This window comes from Nonomuraea sp. NPDC049400, assembly GCF_044466425.1.
GTDB lineage: Bacteria > Actinomycetota > Actinomycetes > Streptosporangiales > Streptosporangiaceae > Nonomuraea.
The window spans coordinates 1-1,611 of sequence record NZ_JBITMP010000155.1 but is presented as its reverse complement, the minus strand read 5'-3'; the positions used below and the strand labels follow the sequence as shown (position 1 = coordinate 1,611).

Annotated in this window: 1 pseudogene; it reads right to left on the bottom strand. The window is 66.0% G+C overall.

The window, feature by feature from the left end:
• Window positions 1–1,611 (bottom strand): annotated as a pseudogene (locus tag ACIBVN_RS60850) (DNA-directed RNA polymerase subunit beta); the annotation flags it as partial.

Below are 1,611 nucleotides of genomic sequence, written 5' to 3'. Positions count from 1 at the left end.
ACTTGGCCACCCGGTAGGTGGTGCGGGTGCCGTCGTCGTTCATGACCGTGACGTAGTCGGCGGAGACCTCCTCGACCACGCCGGCCTTCTCGGCGCTGATCACGTCGCCCGCGTCGGTCGCGGCACGGTATTCCATGCCGGTGCCGACCAGCGGCGCCTCGCTCTTGAGCAGGGGCACCGACTGGCGCTGCATGTTGGAACCCATGAGCGCGCGGTTGGCGTCGTCGTGCTCGAGGAAGGGGATCATCGCGGTGGCCACCGACACCATCTGGCGCGGCGACACGTCGATGTAGTCGACCTCCTCGGCACGGGCGAGCTCGGTCTCACCGCCCTTGGTGCGGACCAGGACGCGGGCCTCGGCGAAGGAGCCGTCGGCGTTGAGCGCCGTGTTGGCCTGCGCCTTGACGTAGCGGTCCTCCTCGTCGGCCGTGAGGTAGTCGATCTGGTCGGTGACCCGGCCGTCGACGACCTTGCGGTAAGGAGTCTCGACGAAGCCGAAGGCGTTGATCCGGCCGTAGGAGGCCAGCGAGCCGATGAGGCCGATGTTGGGGCCTTCAGGGGTCTCGATCGGGCACATCCGGCCGTAGTGGGACGGGTGCACGTCACGGACCTCGAAGCCCGCCCGCTCACGCGACAGACCACCGGGACCGAGCGCGGACAGCCGCCGCTTGTGCGTCAGGCCGGCCAGCGGGTTGGTCTGGTCCATGAACTGCGACAGCTGCGAGGTGCCGAAGAACTCCTTGATCGACGCCACGACCGGGCGGATGTTGATCAGGGTCTGCGGCGTGATCGCCTCGACGTCCTGCGTGGTCATACGCTCGCGGACGACGCGCTCCATCCGGGCCAGGCCCAGGCGGACCTGGTTCTGGATCAGCTCACCGACGCTGCGCAGACGGCGGTTGCCGAAGTGGTCGATGTCGTCGACCTCGACGATGACCTCACGGTCATTGGCGCCCGGCATCGACTCCTCGCCCGCGTGCAGGCGGACGATGTACTCGATCGTGGCGACGATGTCGTCCTCGGTGAGCGTCCCCTGGGAGATCTCCGAGTCGACCCCGAGCTTCTTGTTGATCTTGTAGCGACCGACCTTGGCCAGGTCGTACCGCTTGGAGTTGAAGTACAGGTTCTCCAGCAGGGTCTGCGCCGACTCCTTGGTCGGCGGCTCACCCGGCCGCAGCTTGCGGTAGATGTCCAGCAGCGCGTCATCCTGGCCGGCCGTGTGGTCCTTCTCCAGGGTGGCCCGCATGGACTCGTACTGGCCGAACCGCTCGAGGATCTGTTCGCTGGTCCATCCCAGTGCCTTGAGAAGCACGGTGACGGCCTGCTTGCGCTTGCGGTCGATGCGCACACCGACGCTGTCGCGCTTGTCGATCTCGAACTCCAGCCAGGCACCCCTGGACGGGATGACCTTGCAGCCGTACAGGTCCTTGTCGGACGTCTTGTCGACATTGCGTTCGAAGTAGACGCCAGGCGAACGGACCAGCTGCGAGACCACGACACGCTCGGTGCCGTTGATGATGAACGTGCCCTTCGGCGTCATGAGCGGGAAGTCGCCCATGAACACCGTCTGGCTCTTGATCTCACCAGTGGTGTTATTGATGAACTCCGCCG